Annotated in this window: 13 protein-coding genes; 3 read left to right on the top strand and 10 right to left on the bottom strand. The window is 69.5% G+C overall.

What is annotated here, in order from left to right; genetic code table 11:
* Positions 1–12: 12 nt before the first annotated feature.
* Complete coding sequence (locus H9633_RS07370) at positions 13–1,365, bottom strand: hypothetical protein (RefSeq protein ID WP_177243837.1); 1,353 nt, start codon at positions 1,363–1,365, stop codon at positions 13–15.
* Positions 1,366–1,398: 33 nt separating this feature from the next.
* Positions 1,399–1,959 (bottom strand): acyl-CoA thioesterase, encoded by a 561-nt coding sequence (locus H9633_RS07365; RefSeq protein WP_099196885.1) that lies wholly within the window; start codon positions 1,957–1,959, stop codon positions 1,399–1,401.
* Positions 1,960–2,079: 120 nt separating this feature from the next.
* Here H9633_RS07365 and H9633_RS07360 point away from each other — a divergent pair, with 120 nt between their 5' ends.
* Positions 2,080–2,589: a GNAT family N-acetyltransferase gene (locus H9633_RS07360; RefSeq protein ID WP_071643576.1), complete on the top strand. Its 510-nt coding sequence runs from the start codon at positions 2,080–2,082 to the stop codon at positions 2,587–2,589.
* Positions 2,590–2,662: 73 nt separating this feature from the next.
* On the opposite strand, the gene H9633_RS07355 is transcribed toward H9633_RS07360, so the two are convergent.
* Genes H9633_RS07355 through H9633_RS07345 form a run of 3 tightly spaced genes read right to left on the bottom strand, consistent with a single transcriptional unit; the run spans position 2,663 to position 6,184 of the window.
* The gene (locus H9633_RS07355) at positions 2,663–4,432 is read right to left on the bottom strand and encodes a cytochrome b/b6 domain-containing protein (protein WP_191712636.1); all 1,770 of its coding nucleotides are present in this window, start codon (positions 4,430–4,432) and stop codon (positions 2,663–2,665) included.
* 2 nt (positions 4,433–4,434) lie between these two features.
* Entirely contained in the window at positions 4,435–5,406 is a 972-nt protein-coding gene (locus H9633_RS07350) for an electron transfer flavoprotein subunit alpha/FixB family protein (protein ID WP_191712635.1), read from the bottom strand.
* A 1-nt stretch (position 5,407) separates the two neighbouring features.
* Positions 5,408–6,184, bottom strand: a complete 777-nt coding sequence (locus H9633_RS07345) for an electron transfer flavoprotein subunit beta/FixA family protein (RefSeq protein WP_191712634.1) — start codon at positions 6,182–6,184, stop codon at positions 5,408–5,410.
* 115 nt (positions 6,185–6,299) lie between these two features.
* Here H9633_RS07345 and H9633_RS07340 point away from each other — a divergent pair, with 115 nt between their 5' ends.
* Positions 6,300–6,836, top strand: coding sequence for a MarR family winged helix-turn-helix transcriptional regulator (locus H9633_RS07340; protein ID WP_071643580.1), 537 nt, complete (start codon positions 6,300–6,302; stop codon positions 6,834–6,836).
* A gap of 86 nt (positions 6,837–6,922) precedes the next feature.
* Here the strand turns inward: H9633_RS07340 and H9633_RS07335 are convergent, their stop codons facing one another.
* The 5 genes from H9633_RS07335 to H9633_RS07315 form a co-directional block, all read right to left on the bottom strand.
* Positions 6,923–7,360 (bottom strand): putative immunity protein, encoded by a 438-nt coding sequence (locus H9633_RS07335; protein WP_191712633.1) that lies wholly within the window; start codon positions 7,358–7,360, stop codon positions 6,923–6,925.
* 8 nt (positions 7,361–7,368) lie between these two features.
* Entirely contained in the window at positions 7,369–8,145 is a 777-nt protein-coding gene (locus tag H9633_RS07330) for an enoyl-CoA hydratase-related protein (protein ID WP_191712632.1), read from the bottom strand.
* Positions 8,146–8,405: 260 nt separating this feature from the next.
* Positions 8,406–9,293, bottom strand: a complete 888-nt coding sequence (mmsB, locus tag H9633_RS07325) for a 3-hydroxyisobutyrate dehydrogenase (protein ID WP_191712631.1) — start codon at positions 9,291–9,293, stop codon at positions 8,406–8,408.
* A complete protein-coding gene (locus H9633_RS07320; RefSeq protein WP_191712630.1) occupies positions 9,290–10,480 on the bottom strand; it encodes an acyl-CoA dehydrogenase family protein in 1,191 nt (396 codons plus the stop codon). The genes mmsB and H9633_RS07320 overlap by 4 nt, the downstream gene beginning before the upstream one ends.
* An 11-nt stretch (positions 10,481–10,491) precedes the next feature.
* The gene (locus H9633_RS07315; protein WP_191712629.1) at positions 10,492–12,015 is read right to left on the bottom strand and encodes a CoA-acylating methylmalonate-semialdehyde dehydrogenase; all 1,524 of its coding nucleotides are present in this window, start codon (positions 12,013–12,015) and stop codon (positions 10,492–10,494) included.
* A gap of 284 nt (positions 12,016–12,299) precedes the next feature.
* Between H9633_RS07315 and H9633_RS07310 the strand changes: the two genes are divergently transcribed.
* The gene (locus H9633_RS07310; protein WP_318247222.1) at positions 12,300–15,077 is read left to right on the top strand and encodes an immune inhibitor A domain-containing protein; all 2,778 of its coding nucleotides are present in this window, start codon (positions 12,300–12,302) and stop codon (positions 15,075–15,077) included.
* Positions 15,078–15,119 lie beyond the last annotated feature (42 nt).

Genomic DNA, 15,119 nt, shown 5'->3' with positions numbered 1-15,119 from the left:
GCTCCACCCGGATCAGAGCGCGGGCACCGCGGTCGCGCCGGTCGGCTCGGATCCTCGAGGCGACGCCGTGGGCAGCACGCCGGCGGCTGCGGTGATCGCCGCGGCGTCGGCTTCCTCGACCGTGGTCGGTGCCGCGGCATCCGTTCTCTCGTCCTGCGCGCGACGCAGCATGCCGAACGTCGTGTCATACGCGCCGGCGATCACCGCCATCCGGATCGGCTCGATGATCAGGGAGGGGATGAGGAAGATGACCGGCCAGTACACCGTCCAGAACTCGTACAGATCATGGGGCCCGAGAGCGCGACCCATCCCGTAGTCCAGCCATGATCCGGCGACGACGACCGCCGTGTACAGCAGCGCATACGACGCGATGGTCACCGGGCCCGCACGCCACATCAGAAGGACGGCTCGCCAGATCGGGAGGACACGCGACGCGAGCTCCGTTCCCAGATCACGCAGACGGCGCATCAGCGGGTTCGGCACCCGGGCGATGCGCTCGCGTACCTCCGCGACCAGCCTGTGCTGGATCTGCAGCTTCTCGGCGACGATCGCCTGCCCGTAGACGACTCCGGCGACGGTGAGCCACGAGATCGGCTCCAGCAGCACCGGACCCGCCTGGCCCAGCAGCCATCCGATGCCGTCGCCGACCCACACGAAGGGCGCCAGCCAGCCCGTCACCGCCTCGCGGGCGTCCGCCACCCACACCATGGCGACGCGGGTGTCGACCCACGATGTCGCGCTGTCGACCGCGTCTTTGAGCAGGAGCAGCGAGAAGAAGACCCAGACGACCTCGCAGTACACGGCTGCGAGGCTGAGCACCTTGGGCAGCTTCGCCGACCAGCGACCCCATGCCCATCGGGCGGCGAAGGCCGCCACGATGATCGCGATCGTCCAGGCGTTGAAGGACAGCTCGGTGATGTTGTCGCCGGGATCGAAGGTGCGGTCGGTGCCGAGCGTCGCGCCGATCTCTTCGCTGTTCTTCTCCAGCGCGCGCAGCGAGTACGCCTGCACGTCACTGCCGAGCAGCCCCTGCGCGGTGTAGATGGCGAAGAACGGCAGGATGCTCGCGAGCAGCGCGGTCAGGAAGGTGCGGCGGCGGTCGGCCGCCGAATCGGGAAGCGGCGCCACGGCCTGCAGGGAGCGCAGCCCATCCCGCAGCACGAGAAGCATGCCCACCAGGCTGATCAGCCGGCACAGCACCGCGAGCGGGAGGATCATCAATCCACCGACAGAGGTGTAGGCCCCGACGAACCCGGCCAGGACGATCAGCCAGTAGCGCGCCACCACACCCGCGAGATACCACGCCAGCAGCGACGGCCAGTGTCGCCACAGCACGCGCCCGGTAACCTTGAGCATCTCCCCCACGCGCTCAGATTATCGCGCGCGGGCCGTCGTCAGTCAGCGCCAGAGGCTCGGCGCCGGGCTCTTCGTCGAGGGCAGCGCCGAGGCCGACGCCCAGTCGTGGATCCACGGCTCGACCTCGGGCAGCCCCTGCGGCTTCCCGACGGCGGCGAACAGCTCCTCGTTGCTTACCGTGCCGCCGCTGCGGCGCAGCATCCGCGATCTCACGATCACCCGCGCATACACCTCCCCGTCGACCACGGCACGGTGCTCGAGGAAGACGGCCCTGTCGTCGTGACCGACGAAGCGCGACTCGATGTCGAAACGCTGCCAGAGCTGCAGCGACTTGCGGAAGGTGACCGTCTCGCTCGAGACGACCGCGTACCAGCCGCGATCCTTCATGGCGTCGAACAGCCCGGTGCGGATCAGCAGATCCCAGCGGCCGAGATCGAACAGAGAGAGGTATCGGCCGTTGTTCATGTGCCGCAGGATGTCGAGGTCCGTCGGCAGGGTGGTGACGCGGATGCGGCTGACCGCAGCGGGGTCGAGAGCGCCACCGCGGCGCGTGCCCAGCCGGGCCTGCAGGATGACGAGAAGGGTGCGCCAGATCACATTCACAAGGGGCGATAGTAGTGATCCACGAGGAAACCCCCAACTTCGTTGGCTGATCACCACATGAGCACAGATGTGTCATCCGCCGATTTCCGGTCCGCGACAGCGGCGCGTAGAGTCACGACCATGAGCACCGAAGCCCATACCGAGATCATCGTCCGACCCGTCCGCGATGTCGATGCGGAGGCCCTCGGCCGCGTGCACGCGCAGTGCTGGCACGAGACCTACGACCACCTCATCAGCAAGGCCGCCCTCGAGCGGATCTCCCCTCGCCGCATGGCGGAGCTGTGGACGAACTGGGCGCGCCAGGGCGACGACTTCCGCATGAGCGCCGCACTCGTCGACGGTGAGATCGTCGGCTTCGTGGGCTCGGGCCCCGCCCGCGATAAGGACGCACCGGCGCTGCGCGAGCTGTACTTCATCTACCTGCTCGACGCGCACCACGGCACCGGCATCGGACAGAAGCTCTTCGACGCCGCCGTCTACGAGGGCGAGCCCTGCTACCTGTGGGTGGCCGACGACAACCCCCGCGCGCACCGCTTCTACCAGCGCAACGGCTTCTCGCTCGACGGCGAGAGCCACACCGAGCCGTTCCTGGGCGAGACGCTCACCGAGGTGCGGTTCGTCCGCGCCTGACGCCGCGTCTTCTTCGCCAGCGTCGCCCCCTCCGCAGATCGGGGGGGGCGACGCTGAGCACACGGAGGCCGGCTCAGCGGCCGGACACCTGCCCGAACAGCTTCGCGATCGGGGCGAGCACCAGGGGGCGCGCCGCGAACCAGCCGGCGGCGATCACGGCCATGGCGAGCAGGAACACCCAGAAACCCGTCCAGTTCGCCGCGTACTCGGCACCGTCGACGGAGCCCTGCGCCGCGAACATGTGGTTGAGGTTGCGCAGCATGCCGGTGAGGAACACGAGGGCGACGTGCACGATGATGAACGCCACGAAGTACAGCATCACCGGGAAGTGCAGCGCACGCGCCCACTCCACCGGGTACGCCCGTGACAGCTTCTCGGCCTTCTTCGGCCACAGTCCGGACATCCGGAATCCGGTGACGATCGCGAGCGGAGCGGCGATGAACACCGTGACGAAGTAGGCCAGCTGCTGCAGGCTGTTGTAGTTCACCCAGCCGTTGTCGGTGGGCCAGTCGAACGAGACGTACTGCAGGCCGGCCGACAGCGCGTTCGGCAGCACCTCCCAGCTCGTGGGCACGATGCGCGCCCAGTGCCCGGTGGTGAACAGCAGCACGACGAAGATGACGCCGTTGATGATCCACAGCAGGTCGAGCGCCTGGTGGAACCAGAGGGTCAGGCTGATCTTGCCCTTGGGGTTGCGGCGCGGAGTCCAGAACACGGTGGGCCGCTTCTCGCTGCGCACGCGCAGACCCGAGCGGATGATCAGCACCATCAGGAACATGTTGAAGAAGTGCGCCCAGTTCGCCCACGGGGCGAAACCCGGCTCGACGTCGACGGCCGGGTGGTACTCGCCCGGGTAGGTCGCGAGGAAGTCCTGCATCAGCGGCGTGCTGAGGACGGTGCGGACGAGGAAGACCGCGGCCACAGCGACCAGGCCGAGGGATGCCAGTCCCAGCAGCCCGCCGATGGCCTGCGGCCACGACGGACGCAGCGGCGAGGGCTCGGGCAGCGGTGCGGCCGCGTGCCGGGGCGCGCGGCCCGGCCAGACCGTGCGCGGGTACGACAGCGGGGTGGAGACATCGCGTGTGCGGGTGACGGCTGTCGCGGCCGTGACGTCCGCGGGCGGGACAGCCTCGGATGCGGCGACATCGGCGGTCGTGGCGACGTCGGACGTCGTGGCGACGTCGGGTGTCGGGGCGACGTCGGCGGTCGGGGCGGCGGACGTCGGGGCGACGTCGGCGGTCGGGACGGCGGAGGGTGCGGCGGTATCCCCCACCGGCGCGGGGACGGTTCCGGCCGGAGGCCACGGCTCCCCTCCGGCCACGCGCGGAAGACCGCGGCGCACCGCGTATCCGGATGCCGCGACGTCGCCCTCGAGGCCCTGTGCGGCGAGTGCACCGCTCTCCGTCGCCTGCACCGGTTGTTCGCGGGGCGACGCAGTGGTGTCGCCGACGACCGGTTCACTCGGCGCTTCCGCAGCGGCTGCGGCGCGCACCGCGGCGGGGGCGGCGGTCGCGCGGGCTGCGGATGCCACGGTCGTGTCGCTCGCGGGGGGCCAGGGCTCCCCGCCGGCGACCCGCGGAAGCCCGCGCCGCAGGCTCACGCCGGTCGGCGTCCGGGCATCCGGAGCCGGGTCAGCGGCAGCGGCCTCTGTCGCGGCGGACGCGACCGCACCACCTGTCGCCGGCTGCACGGACTCTATGTGCGACGACGTGGCGGGCTCGACGGCATCCGGCGCACTCGGCACCTCGGCGACCGCAGCGGCCGGCGCCTCGACCTCGATCGCGGGCGGCCAGGGCTCGCCGCCCTTCACCCGCGGGAGGCCGCGGCGGATGGATCCGGCCATGGTCACTTCTTCCGGGCCTCGAGTGCCTCGATCACCTGCGGCACCACGGTGAACACGTCGCCGACGATGCCGAAGTCGGCGACGTCGAAGATCGGCGCGTCGCCGTCCTTGTTGATCGCCACGATCGTCTTCGCGGTCTGCATGCCGGCGCGGTGCTGGATCGCACCCGAGATCCCGAGCGCGATGTACAGCTGCGGCGACACCGACACCCCGGTCTGGCCGACCTGGTGCGCGTACGGGATGTACCCGGCATCCACCGCGGCGCGCGATGCGCCCACCGCGGCACCGAGGGCGTCGGCGAGCTGCTCGACGAGGACGAACTTCTCCTTCGAGCCCAGGCCACGGCCGCCCGAGACGACCCGGGTGGCTCCGCGCAGCTCGGGCCGCGACGAGGTCTTCTCCTCCGCGGCGATCTCGCCGACGGTGGCGGCCGCGGCACCGGATGCCGTGACCGACAGCTCCTCGACCACGGGCGAGGCGACCGCCTCGGCGCGTGCGTCGACGGCGCCCTGGCGGACGGTGATGACGGGGGTGCCGAAGGTGGGCGCCGACTCCGTGAGGTACGAACCGCCGTAGACCGAGTGCTGCGCGGTCACGCCCTCGTCGTCACGGGACACGCCGACGACGTCGACCGAGAGCGCGAGCTTCTCGCGCACGGCGAAGCGCCCGGCGACATCACGCCCGGCGATCGAGTTCGAGATGAGCACGGCATCCGGCTGCACCTGACGGTAGGCGGCCTGCAGGGCGTCGACGGCGGGCACGGTCAGCGACGAGGCGTCGCCCAGCGTCGTCAGCACGACCTGCGCGCCGGCCTGAGCCGCGACGTCGGTCGCCGCCTGGCTGCCGCCGACGATGAGCGCCACCGGCGCTCCGATCGTGGCGGCGGCGCCGATGAGCGCCGCGGTGCTGCTGGCCGCGTCACCCGACGGGTCGACGTCGACGAGAACGAGGATGGACTTCTCGGGATACGCCATGTCACACCAGCCTGTTCTGCGCGAGGAACTCGACGAGCTGCGCTGCGGCGTCTCCCTCGTCGGTGATCTTGACACCGGCGGCGCGCGCGGGCTTCTCCGCGACACTCGTCATGATCGTGCGGGGGGCGACGGCCGGGTCGGCCGACACCCCGAGGTCGGCCAGCGAGAGCACCTCCAGGGGCTTCTTCTTCGCGGCCATGATGCCCTTGAAGTTGGGGAAGCGGGCATCCGGAAGCGCCTCGGTGATGGAGATGACGGCCGGCAACGGAACGGTGACGTCCTGGGTGCCCGCGTCGCCCGCGCGGGTGCCGGTCACCTGCCCGTCGCCGATCTCGACCGCGCTGAGTGCGGTCGCCTGCGCCCAGCCGAGGTGCTCGGCGAGCATCGCGGGGATGATACCGCCCACGCCGTCGGTGGACAGGTTGCCGGTGATGACCAGGTCGGGCTCGCCGCGACGGATCGCGGCGGCGAGCACCTCTGCGGTGAGGGTCAGATCGGCTCCGCGCAGCTCGTCGTCCACGACGTGGACGGCGGAGGCGGCGCCGATCGCCAGCGAGCGGCGGACGGATGCGGTGGCCGATTCGGGGGCCATCGACAGGCTGACGACCTCGGTGCCGGGGTTCTTGTCGGCGTACGACAGGGCCACCTCGAGCGCGCGCTCGGTGATCTCGTCGAGCACCACATCCCCCGCCGCTCGATCTGCCAAGCCGGTCTCGAGATCGAGCTTGCGGTCTCCATAGGTGTCGGGCACTTCCTTCACCAGGACGTAGATCTTCATCGAACCTCCCTCACGCAGGTTCGATCCTACCCGCGCGATCATCTGGAATCAGGTGTCACTGCTCATGATACTGAGTCCCGAACGCCGGCGGGCCGGTTGCGGCTACCGTTGACCCATGGCCCGTCCCCGACCGCTCCCCATCGACCCCCTCGCCGAGGCCAAGAGGCAGTGGCTCGCGCACGGCTGGACCGACGCCGCCGAGGGCATGGCCGTGGTCACGTCGGTGATGCGCGCCCAGCAGCTGCTGCTGGCTCGGGTGGATGCCGCTCTGAAGCCCTTCCAGGTGACCTTCGCCCGCTACGAGGTGCTGCGCCTTCTCGCGTTCAGCCGCACCGGCACGCTGCCGCTGTCGAGCGTCGTAGCCCGCCTGCAGGTGCACGCGACCAGCGTCACGAGCACGGCGGAGCGTCTGGTGCGCGACGGTCTGGTGCGCCGCGACCCGCATCCGCACGACGGACGCGCCGCGCTGCTGACCCTGACCGAGTCCGGACGCGACCTCGTCGAGCGCGCCACCGCGGCGCTGAACACCGAGGTGTTCGCCTCCCCCGGCCTCGACGCTGACGATGCGGCTTCGCTCGTCGGGATCGTCGCCCGGCTGCGCAAGAACGCCGGCGACTTCACCGACCCGCGGCCACTGCCCGATCCGCTCTGACCCCGAGGCGGGTTTCGAATCGCTCACCTTGCGGGGTCTACGGCCCGAACCCTGCAAGGTGAGCGATTCGAAAGCAGGAACCGGGGTCAGTCGCCGTCGTAGACGTAGTGATCGAAGCGCTCGGGCACGCGCATCCGCTGCCAGGCGAGCTCCTCGTCGCGACGTGAGCGGTCGCCGGGGAACGCCTTCGCGGTGTAGCGGGGCACCTGCCGGGCATGCCCGGCCATGTGCGCGACCGCGGCAGCCTGACCGCACACGCGCGCGGCGGCGATGGCATTCGGATCCGTCGACTCGCGAGCCGCGGCATGACAGGCGAACGCCCGCTCGCGCACCTCGTCGATCCCGAGCTCGCCGCGCAGGAACGCCTGTGCGGCATCCAGCGCCTCACGTGGGCGCGAATCGTGCGGACGTTCGGCGAGGAACAGCGGCAGCATCCGCTCGGCGCACGCCACCGTCCACTGCACGAGCGCGCGGCGGTCGTCCTCGGAGAGGGTCAGGTCGTCGTCGTCAGGCAGCGTCTCCATGGCGATGCTCATCGGTGCTGGAAATGAGGGGGGCGCTTCTCGCGGAACGCGGCCATCCCCTCCTTCTGATCCGCCGTATCGAACAGCGCGGCGAACTGACGCTTCTCGACGTCGAGGCCGGCCTCGAGGGTGGTCTCCATCGCGGCATCCAGCGTCGCCTTGGCCGCGTACAGCGACGGCAGCGACTTGGATGCGATGGTCTCGGCGAGCGAGGTCGCCTCGGGCAGCAGGTCGGCCGCGGGCACCACGCGCGAGACGAGTCCGATCCGCTCGGCCTCGTCGGCCTTGATCAGACGGCCCGACAGGATGAGCTCGGCAGCCTTGTAGTAGCCGACCGCGCGGATGAGCCGCTGCGTCCCGCCCATGCCGGGCACCACGCCGAGATTGATCTCGGGCTGGCCGAAGGTGGCGGTGTCGGCGGCGAGGATGATGTCGCACATCATCGCCAGCTCGCAGCCCCCGCCGAGCGCGTAGCCCGAGACGGCGGCGATCACGGGGGTCTTGACGGCGGCGAAGCGAGTCCAGGCGCCGAAGTGGTCGGTGTCGAGCATCTCGGCGCCGGTCTTCGACTCCATCTCCTTGATGTCGGCTCCCGCGGCGAACGCCTTCTCGGAGCCGGTCACCACGATCGCGCCGACGCTGTCGTCGGTGTCGAAGGCGGATGCCGCTGCCGCGACCTCTTCGGAGACCTGACCGTTCAGAGCGTTCAGCGCTTCGGGCCGGTTGAGGGTGATCCAGCCCACCCGTCCTTGCTGTTCGACAATGATCGTCTCGTACTCGGACATGTCGCTCCCCTCCCGCCGCCACGTCGCGGCGCCTCCAGTATCTCAGGTCGGCCGGCGGGGCAGCCTTCCGCCCGGGTGCGGCAGGTCGACGACCCTTCTGCCGCTGGTCCCATCTGGCCGCATCCTCGCGGCCGAGGCGACCGCATGGGCCCAGTCGACCTTTGTGGGCCCATGCCCCGCTGGTCCTACTGGGCCCGAAAGGCCGCATCCTCGCGCATGAGCCGACCATATGGGCCCAGCCGCGACCACGCGAGGCCGCATCAGACCGTCCCCTGGCGGATGTCGGTGATGATGCCCGAGAAGTCCCTCCCCGCGCCGTCGCCGTCGGCGAACGCGGCGTACAGCTGCTGCGCGAGGCGGCCCATCCTGGCATCCGTCCCCGTCTGCTCGATCGCCTGCAGGGCCAGCCCGAGATCCTTCGCCATGAGGGCCCCCGCGAAACCGGGCTGGTAGTCGCGGTTGGCGGGACTCGTCGGCACCGGCCCGGGCACCGGGCAGTTGGTCGTGATCGACCAGCACTGACCGGATGCCTGTGAGACGACGTCAAAGAGCGCCTGATGCTCGAGGCCGAGCCGCTCGCCGAGCACGAACGCCTCGGCGACGGCGATCTGCGACACCGCGAGCACCATGTTGTTGCACACCTTCGCGGCCTGCCCGAGACCCGGCCCGCCGCAGTGCACGATGCGCTTGCCCATCGCCTCGAGCAGCGGCAGGGCCGCCGCGAAGTCGTCGTCGGACCCGCCGACCATGAAGGCGAGGGTGCCGTTCTCGGCGCCCACGACCCCGCCCGAGACGGGCGCATCGACGTTGCGGTGCCCCGCCTCGACGGCCATCTCGTGGGCGGTGCGTGCCTCGTCGACCGCGATGGTCGACGACTCGATGAACAGGGTGCCGGGTGCGGCCGCGGCGAGCAGCTCATCCCGATACGCGGCGATCACGTGCCTGCCGGCCGGGAACATCGTGATGACGACCTGGGCATCCGCCACCGCATCGGCACCGCTCGCGGAGACCGGGATGCCCGCCGCGCGCGCCGCGCCGATCGCCGCCGGCACGAGGTCGAACCCGTGCACCTCGTGCCCCGCCTTCACGAGATTGCGCGCCATCGGCAGGCCCATGTGCCCGAGCCCCAGGAACGCGATGCGGGTCATGATGCACTCCGCATCGACACCGAGCCCGAGGGGCGCAGCATCTCGCGCCCGACGATGAGCCGCATGATCTCGTTCGTCCCCTCCAGGATCTGGTGCACGCGCAGGTCGCGCACGACCCGCTCGATGCCGTAGTCCTGCAGGTAGCCGTAGCCGCCGTGCAGCTGGAGCGCCCGGTTGGCGACCTCGAAGCCCGCGTCGGTGGCGAAGCGCTTGGCCATGGCGCAGCGCATCGTGGCGTCCGGAGCCTTCTCGTCGACCGCCTGCGCGCCGTCGCGCACCATCAGGCGCGCGGCCTGCAGCTCGGTGCGCATGTCGGCGATCGCGAACAGGATCGACTGCTTCTCGGCGAGCGGCTCGCCGAAGGCGACGCGCTCGTGCACGTACTGCACGGCCTTCTCTATCGCCCACTGCGCACCCCCGAGCGAGCAGGCGGCGATGTTCAGGCGGCCCCCGTTGAGCGCCGACATGGCGATCGCGAAGCCGCGCCCCTCTTCGCCGAGCATGGCGGATGCCGGAACCCGCACCCCGTCGAAGATCACCTGACGGGTGGGCTGGGCGTGCCAGCCCATCTTCTTCTCGTTGACGCCGAAGCTGAGGTTCTCGGCGTCGCCGGGCACGAGGAAGGCCGAGATGCCCTTCGCTCCCGAGCCCGGATCGCCGGTGCGCGCCATGACGACGTAGACCCCTGCCTCGCCCGCACCGGAGATGAACTGCTTCACCCCGGTGAGCAGGTAGTCATCCCCGTCGCGCGTCGCGCTCGTGGCCAGATTCGCGGCGTCGGAGCCGACGCCCGGCTCGGTGAGGCAGTAGCCGCCGAACTGCTCCATGGCGGTGAGCGCGGGCAGCCACCGGCCGCGCTGCGTCTCGTCGCCGTAGGTGTCGATCATCCAGGCGACCATGTTGTGGATCGAGATGTACGCGGCGACCGCCGGGTCGCCCTTGGCGAGCTCTTCGAAGATGGCGACGGTGTCGACCCTTCCCAGGGCCGTGCCGCCGAACTCCTCGCCGATGTAGATGCCGCCGAGGCCGAGCTCACCTGCGCGGTGCAGCGATTCGCGCGGGAAGATGTGCTTCTCGTCGCGCTCGGCGGCGTGCGGGGCGAGCTCGCTCTCGGCGAATTCGCGTACGGCGCCGAGGATGGCCTCGCGCTCCTCGGCCGTGACGGTGGTGGGTTCGATCATGGTCATGGCTCCGGCTCCTAGGACATCGTGGGGATGACGAAGCTGGCGCCGTCGCTGGGTCCCTGAGCCTGTCGAAGGGCACCGTGCGAGGGCCACCGGCTCGTCACCGTCTTGGTCTTCGTGTAGAAGCGGAAGGCGTCGGTGCCGTGCTGGTTGAGGTCGCCGAATCCGCTGCGCTTCCAGCCCCCGAAGGTGAAGTACGCGATGGGCACCGGGATGGGCACGTTCACGCCGACCATGCCGACGTTCACCCGGGCGGTGAAGTCGCGCGCGGCGTCGCCGTCGCGGGTGAAGATCGACACGCCGTTGCCGTATTCGTGGTCGGATGCCATCGCCAGCGCCTCTTCGTAATCGGCGGCGCGCGCGATGACGAGCACCGGGCCGAAGATCTCCTCGCGGTAGATCGCCATGTCGGTGGTGACGTGATCGAACAGCGTCGGGCCGAGGTAGAAGCCCTCCTCGTGACCCTCGACCGAGAAGCCACGACCGTCGGCGAGCAGCGTGGCGCCCTCGTCGAGGCCCTGCTGGATGTACCCGGTGACGCGGTTCACGGCATCCCTCGTGACGAGCGGACCGTAGTCCATCCCCTCCTCGAGCGAGGGTCCGACCTTCAGTTCGGCGACGCGCTCGGTGAGCTTGGCTGCCAGGGCATCCGCCGTCTCCTCCCCCACCGGCACGGCGACCGAGATCGCCATGCAGCGCTCCCCCGCCGACCCGTAGCCGGCGCCCATCAGGGCGTCGGCGACCTGATCGAGGTCGGCGTCGGGCATGACGATGAGGTGATTCTTCGCTCCGCCGAAGCACTGCGCGCGCTTGCCGTTCGCGATGGCGGTCGTGTAGATGTACTCGGCGATCGGGGTGGACCCGACGAAGCCGACCGCCTGGATGCGCGGGTCGGTGATCAGCGCGTCCACCGCCTCCTTGTCGCCGTGTACGACGTTGAAGACGCCCGCGGGCAGACCCGCCTCCAGGAACAGCTCGGCGAGCTTCACCGGCACGGAGGGGTCGCGCTCGCTCGGCTTGAGGATGTAGGTGTTGCCGGAGGCGATGGCAGGACCCGCCTTCCACAGCGGGATCATGGCGGGGAAGTTGAACGGCGTGATGCCTGCGACCACGCCCAGCGGCTGCCGCATCGAGTAGACGTCGATGCCGGTGCCGACCCCCGTCGAGTACTCGCCCTTGAGCAGGTGCGGAGCCCCGATGCAGAACTCGATGACCTCCAGCCCACGCTGCACGTCACCCTTGGCGTCTTCGAACGTCTTGCCGTGCTCGCTGGAGAGCAGACGGGCGATCTCGTCCATGTCGCGGTTCACGAGGTCGACGAAGCGCATGAGCACGCGGGCGCGCTTCTGCGGGTTGGTCGCGGCCCACTCGGGCTGCGCCGCCTCGGCGACGTCGATCGCGGCGCGGACCTCGTCGGTCGTGGCGAGGGGAACACGTGCCTGCACGGCTCCCGTGCTCGGTTCGAAGACGTCGGCCATGCGACCGCCGGTCGGTTCGACGTGCTTTCCGCCTACGAAATGGGGGATCATACGAGTCATTGTGTGACGCTCCTCTGCACCGTCTTTGGCACAGTGACCACGATACGCGGGACACAGAGTAATTGCTAGGACTCCCTAGTACCCGAGTGGCGGACACCTTCTTCCGCGCACCAGTCGAGGTTTTCTCGCGTTTCCTCTTCCCTCTCACCCTTTCTACAGGTAAACCCGTATAGGTCCGCCCCGATCGGGGTGGTTCATTTCGCACCGTCGCGGGACCCCTTCGACGACGGTGTCCGAAGGGAGAAGCAATGTCACATCGGACTGCCCCAGCGCGACGACGCGCCGTGGCCGCGACGTCCGCCTTCGTGATCGCAGCCGCCGGCCTCACGGCCTTCGGCGGGGCGACCGCGACCGCGGCTGCGTCGCCCGACACCGAGGCGCCACAGGCGGCGCCCCAGATCGGCTCTGACGAGTACTACATGAATTACGTCGCGCCGCGAGCCGACAACATGGTCGAGGTCCCGGCGGATGCCCCGATCGCGAACACCACCGGACAGATGAAGCGCTCCGTTAGCGGCAAGGCTCTCGAGAAGGCCGCCGAGCACGACCACAAGTTCGCCCAGGGAAACCCCAAGGCCGCGAAGCAGCTGGCCAAGACCGAGGCGAAGGCGCTGAAGACCGGGAAGAGCCCGAAGCAGCTGAAGAAGTCGAAGACGACGCAGCAGGCGAAGCTCCTCACCATCCTCGTCGAGTTCGACGGCACCGACGACTTCAGCGACCTGTACGTGCCGACCGAGTTCGGCGCTACGGACTGCAAGCCGGGCAGCGTGCAGGGCCCCACCCTGCACAACAACATCCCCGACCCGGCTGCCACCGAGCACCTCGACAACAACTCGATGTGGGTGCCCGACTTCTCGAGCGAGCACTTCAACAAGATGCTCTTCACCGACGAGGGCATCACCGAGCGGGTGCGCACCGACCTCACCGGTCCCGACGGCAAGCCCGGCTTCGACATCTCGGGCTACACCATGAAGAACATGTACGAGGAGATGTCGCGTGGGGCGTACTCGCTCAGCGGCTCTGCCACCGAGTGGGTCAGCGTGCCGCACTCGGAGGGCTACTACGGTGCGACCGTCTGCCACAAGAACGATGCGGGCGAGTGGGAGGCCGGTCCGATGCAGGACATGCAGGGCCACCCCGACAACCCGCTCGGACCGGGTCAGCTGCCGATCGACGCGGTCGCGGCCGTGGCCGCACAGAACCCGGACTTCCCCTGGGCGGACTATGACATCGAAGACCAGGGCGACCGCGACGGCGACGGCAACGTGCATGAGCCCGACGGGGTGATCGACCACGTCGTGCTCGTCCACGCCGGTGCCGACAAGTCCGGCGGTGGGGGCGAAGAGGGCACCTACGCCATCTGGGCGCACTCCTCCGCTGTCGCCGGCGGCGCGACGATCCCCGGCACCGACCTGAAGATCTCGAACTACATCGTGCAGCCCGAGGACTCGGGTGTCGGCGTGTTCGCGCACGAGTACGGCCACGACCTGGGTCTTCCCGACCTCTACGACACGTCGAACGCCGGGAACTCCGACATCGACTTCTGGGATCTGATGAGCTCGGGATCGCATTCCGGCCCCATCTTCCAGTCGATGCCGACCCACATGGGCCTGTGGGACAAGTGGGTGCTCGGCTGGGCCGACCCCGAGGTCGTGAACCCGGGCGAGAGGTCTCGCACGATCAAGGTCGGCCAGACCTCGCGCCCGAAGAAGGGCACCGAGGACGGCATCAAGGTGAACCTGCCCGACAAGAAGATCGTGCTCACCACCCCGCACAGCGGCGACGACATGTGGTACTCCGGCGCCGACCAGAGCTGGGCCGACGTCACGCTGAGCCGCTCGATCGACAGCGTTCCCGCGAACGCGAAGTTCTGGATGTGGAACGACTACGTGATCGAGGAGGACTGGGACTTCGGCTTCGTCGAGGTGTCGACCGACGGCGGCAAGACATGGGGCGAGCAGAAGGTCTACGACGAGGCAGGCACGCTGGTCTCGACCGACGACGGCTACTCCGACCCGAACGGCCGCTTGAAGGACTTCGGCGGGAAGAAGTACGGTCTGACCGGATCCAGCGACGGATGGCGTCACGACTACATCGACCTGTCGTCGTTCGCCGGCAAGAGCATCCAGGTGCGCCTGCGTCAGGCGACCGACGCGGCCTTCGAGGAGCGCGGCTGGTTCGCCGACGACTTCGCCCTGACCAGCGGTGACACCGCGGTCTGGACGGACGACGTCGAGAACGGCGACAACGGATGGACCGCCACCGTCGGCACCTGGACCGACACCACCGGCGCGGGATGGCACCACGACAGCGGCACGCAGATCAAGGCGCAGTACTACCTGGTCGAGTGGCGCAACCTCGACGGCTTCGACGAGGGCCTGAAGTACGGGTACACCACGGTGTACAGCGACGAGGCCTGGAAGGTCGAGAAGGTGCCGTACAACGCACCGGGCGCGCTGGTCTGGTACCGCGACACCACCTACGGCGACACCAACCACGTCGCCTCCAACCACACGGCCCTACCGAGCTGGGGCGCGAAGGGCGGGCTGCTGCTCGTCGACAGCCACTTCGACCCGCTGCGCCGCACCGGCGCGCAGGCCGCGATGGATCCGTCGCCGCTGAAGAACATCTCCAGCCGCGCGCAGTCGTCGAACGCCGCGTTCGGCCTCCAGCCGACGTACGCGTTCAAGGACTGCTCCGTCGACGAGAACTACAAGGAGGCGTGCACCACGATCGCCCCGCAGTCGCCGGTGAGCACCTTCACCGATGACAAGGGCTGGGTGCCAGGCATCGAGGTCCGTGGTGACGACCTGTACTACCGCCTGCGCGACGCCTCCGTCGTCGTGCCGTCGGTCGGCGATGCGCCGTACACCACTCGCGTCGTGAACGCGGACGGCTCCCCGGCCACCGACCTCTACGGTCTCGACCTGGGCAACACGATCCTCGGATCGGGCAACCCGGCGGATGCGGGCGTCGGCTACGGCACCGTGATCACCGTGAAGAAGGCGATGCAGCGCAACACCGCAGCGCTCATCTCGGTCACCCCGCCTTCGGCGGAGTGACGATCACGAGCTGATCGCCGCACCGAGAGCGCCGGTCACCCT

Origin of the sequence: Microbacterium commune (assembly GCF_014836945.1) — a bacterium.
In the GTDB taxonomy this organism is placed as follows: Bacteria; Actinomycetota; Actinomycetes; order Actinomycetales; family Microbacteriaceae; genus Microbacterium; species Microbacterium commune.
This window is presented reverse-complemented; position numbering and strand designations above follow the sequence as displayed.

Bases quoted from the DNA above. Each gene is read 5' to 3' on its own strand.
- H9633_RS07330 (WP_191712632.1), bottom strand. From the start codon at position 8,145: ATGTCCGAGTACGAGACGATCATTGTCGAACAGCAAGGACGGGTGGGC.
- H9633_RS07350 (WP_191712635.1), bottom strand. From the start codon at position 5,406: ATGGCGTATCCCGAGAAGTCCATCCTCGTTCTCGTCGACGTCGACCCG.
- H9633_RS07335 (WP_191712633.1), bottom strand. From the start codon at position 7,360: ATGGAGACGCTGCCTGACGACGACGACCTGACCCTCTCCGAGGACGAC.
- H9633_RS07320 (WP_191712630.1), bottom strand. From the start codon at position 10,480: ATGACCATGATCGAACCCACCACCGTCACGGCCGAGGAGCGCGAGGCC.
- H9633_RS07340 (WP_071643580.1), top strand. From the start codon at position 6,300: ATGGCCCGTCCCCGACCGCTCCCCATCGACCCCCTCGCCGAGGCCAAG.
- H9633_RS07315 (WP_191712629.1), bottom strand. From the start codon at position 12,015: ATGACTCGTATGATCCCCCATTTCGTAGGCGGAAAGCACGTCGAACCG.
- H9633_RS07355 (WP_191712636.1), bottom strand. From the start codon at position 4,432: ATGGCCGGATCCATCCGCCGCGGCCTCCCGCGGGTGAAGGGCGGCGAG.
- mmsB (WP_191712631.1), bottom strand. From the start codon at position 9,293: ATGACCCGCATCGCGTTCCTGGGGCTCGGGCACATGGGCCTGCCGATG.
- H9633_RS07345 (WP_191712634.1), bottom strand. From the start codon at position 6,184: ATGAAGATCTACGTCCTGGTGAAGGAAGTGCCCGACACCTATGGAGAC.
- H9633_RS07360 (WP_071643576.1), top strand. From the start codon at position 2,080: ATGAGCACCGAAGCCCATACCGAGATCATCGTCCGACCCGTCCGCGAT.